This window comes from Tabrizicola sp. (assembly GCF_016792905.1).
Taxonomy (GTDB): domain Bacteria; phylum Pseudomonadota; class Alphaproteobacteria; order Rhodobacterales; family Rhodobacteraceae; genus Tabrizicola.
Genome location: NZ_JAEULP010000081.1, coordinates 1 through 3,421 on the forward strand (window position 1 = coordinate 1; position 3,421 = coordinate 3,421).

The 3,421-nt window shown below is 66.7% G+C and carries 2 protein-coding genes and 1 pseudogene; all 3 read left to right on the forward strand.

Annotation, left to right across the window (positions count from 1 at the left end; genetic code table 11):
* Positions 1-138, forward strand: a pseudogene (locus JNL31_RS17030) (glycosyltransferase family 2 protein); the annotation flags it as partial.
* A 26-nt stretch (positions 139-164) separates the two neighbouring features.
* Positions 165-1,844, forward strand: a complete 1,680-nt coding sequence (locus JNL31_RS17035) for a beta-1,6-N-acetylglucosaminyltransferase (RefSeq protein ID WP_294975847.1) — start codon at positions 165-167, stop codon at positions 1,842-1,844.
* 1 nt (position 1,845) lies between these two features.
* Positions 1,846-3,234: a nodulation protein NodH gene (locus JNL31_RS17040; protein ID WP_294975844.1), complete on the forward strand. Its 1,389-nt coding sequence runs from the start codon at positions 1,846-1,848 to the stop codon at positions 3,232-3,234.
* The last annotated feature ends 187 nt before the right edge of the window (positions 3,235-3,421 follow it).

Genomic DNA, 3,421 nt, shown 5'->3' on the forward strand with positions numbered 1-3,421 from the left:
GCCGAAAGCCACGAATACCGCGCCTACCGCGAAGGCATCGCCCGCGAGCGCGATCTCTGGTGCAATTGGAGCGAGAAATATGTCAACTGGCGCCAGCTGGAGGTGCTGGGCCTGATGTCGAAAGGAAACTGGGCGTGACGCAGGCGGGCACTCTGGGCGTCGTCATGCTCTGTCATGCCGCCCTCGACCGCGCCGCGCAGCTTGCCCGGCACTGGGCCGAACATGGCTGCCCGGTGGTGATCCACGTCGATGCCCGCACCCCGCAGGATCAGTTCGACGGCCTGCAAACCGCGCTGAAAGACCTTCCCGACATCCGCTTCTCCCCCCGCTCCCCCTGCGAATGGGGCAGCTTCGGCATCGTCCAGGCCACCCTCGACGCCAGCGCACAGATGCTGGCCGACTTCCCCGGCGTCTCCCACATCCTCCTCGCCTCCGGCTCCTGCCTGCCGATCCGCCCGGTCGGCGCCCTGCAAGCCCATCTTGGCCAGCACCCCGACACCGATTTCATCGAAAGCGTCACCACGGCGGATGTCGGCTGGACCATCGGTGGCCTGAATGAGGAACGCTTCACCCTCCGCTTCCCATTCTCGTGGAAACGCCAGCGCCGCCTGTTCGACGGCTACGTCACGCTGCAACGCGCGCTGCGCTTCCGCCGCCGCATGCCCGCAGGGCTCACCCCCCATCTCGGCAGCCAGTGGTGGTGCCTGACCCGCCCCACTATGCAAGCCATCCTCGCCCACCCCGACCGCCCCGCGCTCGACCGCTACTTCCGCCGCGTCTGGATCCCCGATGAGAGCTATTTCCAAAGCCTCGTCCGCCAGGTTTCCTCCCGCATCGAAAGCCGCTCGCTGACGCTGTCGAAATTCGACTACCAGGGCCGTCCCTACACCTTCTACGACGACCACCTGCATCTTCTCCGCCAGACCGACGCCTTCATCGCCCGCAAGATCTGGCCCGAGGCTGACCTCCTTTACCGCACCTTCCTTGCCCCCGAGGGCGACCGCGCTCTGCCGGCCGAGGCGAGCCCCGGCAAGATCAACCGGCTCTTTGCCAAGGCGGTCGAACGCCGCGTGAAAGGCCGCCCCGGCCTTTACATGCAAAGCCGATTCCCGATCCGCGCCCGGGGAGGCACCCGCTCCGCCGCGCCCTACGGCGTCTTTTCGGGCTTTGCCGAGCTGTTCCATGACTTCCAGCCCTGGCTGGCCCGGGCGCTTGACGCCCGTGTCCATGGCCATCTCTTCGCCTTCGACCGTGCCGAGTTTGCGGGCGGCGAAAGCATCTTCAAGGGCGGCCTCTCCGACAGCCCGACCTTGCGCGACTACAACCCGAAAAGCTTCCTCACGAACCTGATCTGGAACACGCGCGGCGAAACGCAGGTCTTCCAGTTCGGCCCCGCCGATGAACAGGACATCGCCCCCTTCCTTGCCAGCGACCCGAATGCCACCATCTTCGCCGTGACCGGCGCCTTCGCGGTGCCGCTCTGGCTGTCCGGTCGCAGCGCCGCCGAGGTCCGCCCGGAGGCCGCCCGCCTGCAAAAGGTGGAATCTGATTTCCTGCAGGAAGTGAACGGCGCCGAAACCAAGGCCAACGTCCGCATCTGGTCGCTTGCAGAATTCATCGAGAACCCTGCCGAACCCCTGGAACAGCTGGTCGACCTTCTGAACCCCCGCGCCGCGCATCGCGTGACCGACCTGCCGCGGCTGATCCCGCTGCAGGGCTTCGGCTCGTTCCTGCAGGACCTGCGCAATCAGGGCATGGCCCCGGTCCTGATGGGCGATTTCCCGTCGGATGCCGAACTTGCACAGCCCGACCAGCCCTTCGCCCGCCCGCGGATCGTCCGCTGAGATGCGCCGTTTCCACTCCTTCGTCGTCTTCGCCGAAATGCGCACCGGCTCGAACCTCTTGGAGGCGAACCTGAACGCGCTGCCCGGCGTGGTCAGCCATGGCGAGGTCTTCAACCGCTACATCCTGGGCAAGAAGGACCGGACCGAGCTGTTCGGCATCACGATCGAGGAGCGCGACCGCGACCCGCGACCGCTCTTGCGCAAGCTGCGCGAGGAAACCGATGGCCTGCCGGGCTTCCGCTTCTTCCACGACCACGACCTGCGCATCCTCGACGACGTGCTGCCCGACCCTGCCTGCGCCAAGATCATCCTCACCCGCAACCCGCTGGAAAGCTATGTCAGCTGGAAGATCGCCCAGGCGACCGACCAGTGGAAGCTGACCAACGCCCGGCGGCTGAAGACGGCGAAGGTCCGCTTCGACGTGGCGGAGTTCCTCCAGCACCTGCAGTATATCCAGGCCTTCCAGCTGACCCTGCTCCATGCCCTGCAAACCACGGGGCAAACGGCCTTCTACCTCGACTACGAGGACCTGGGCTCGCTCGATGTGATCAACGGCCTCGCCGCCTTCCTCGGCGTCGAAGCCCGGCTGAAAGCGCTGGACGACACCCTGAAGAAGCAGAACCCCGGGCCGCTGGAAGACAAGCTGGAAAACCCCGATGCCCTGGCCGAAGCCATTGCCGCCGTCGACGTCTTCAACCTGGGCCGCACTCCCAGTTTCGAGCCGCGTCGCGCCGCTGGCGTGCCCACCGCGCTCGCCTCCGACGCGGGGCTCCTGTTCTTGCCGATCCGTTCCGGCCCAGAGGCCGCGGTCCGTGACTGGTTCGCGGCGCTGGGTCCGGTGTCCGAGGGTTTTGAGCAGAAATCGCTCCGCCAGTGGAAGCGCAGGCACCCCGGCCATCGCAGTTTCACCGTGCTGCGTCACCCGCTCCTGCGCGCCCACGCCGCCTTCCGCCAGAAGATCGTGATGGGAGAGGCACCGGACCTGCGCCGTATCCTGATCAACGGCTTCCTGGCCGAGTTGCAGCCGCCGGGTGAGCCCTTCGCGACGGCCGAGGCCGAACGCGCCGCCTTCCTGATCTTCCTGACCTACTGCCGCCTTGCCGTGGGCGGCCAGACCGGCGCCCGCGTCGATCCCGGCCTCGCCAGCCAGACCGCCCTCGTCCAGGGCTTTGCCAGCTTCCAGCCGCTCGACTATCTGTTGCGCGAGGATCGCCTGGTCGAAGGCCTCGCCAATCTCGCCGCCGAGGCCGGGGTTGCGCCACCCTCGATCACCCCAGACCCTGCCGAAGCCGCGCTTCTGACGATCTGGGAAGAGACTCTGGAAACCGCCGCAGCCGATACCTACCAGCGCGATTACATGGGCTTCGGTTTCACCCGCTGGCGCAAGTGACCGCTCCTCGTTCGCCGACGAGCGGCTCCGGAAGCGCGGGTTAAGAAACCTTAGCCTCTAGAAAGGAACGCAACACCTGAGGTTTGGAGGGGGGTTGCGATGGAGAGGCGGGGGCGGCATCTGGACGCATGCGAGCGTGCGGTGATCTTTGCGGAGCATCGCCGGGGCACGAGCCAGCGGGAGATCG

Coding starts and splice junctions, on each gene's coding strand:
- JNL31_RS17035 (WP_294975847.1), top strand. CDS start 165: ATGCTCTGTCATGCCGCCCTCGACCGCGCCGCGCAGCTTGCCCGGCAC.
- JNL31_RS17040 (WP_294975844.1), top strand. CDS start 1,846: ATGCGCCGTTTCCACTCCTTCGTCGTCTTCGCCGAAATGCGCACCGGC.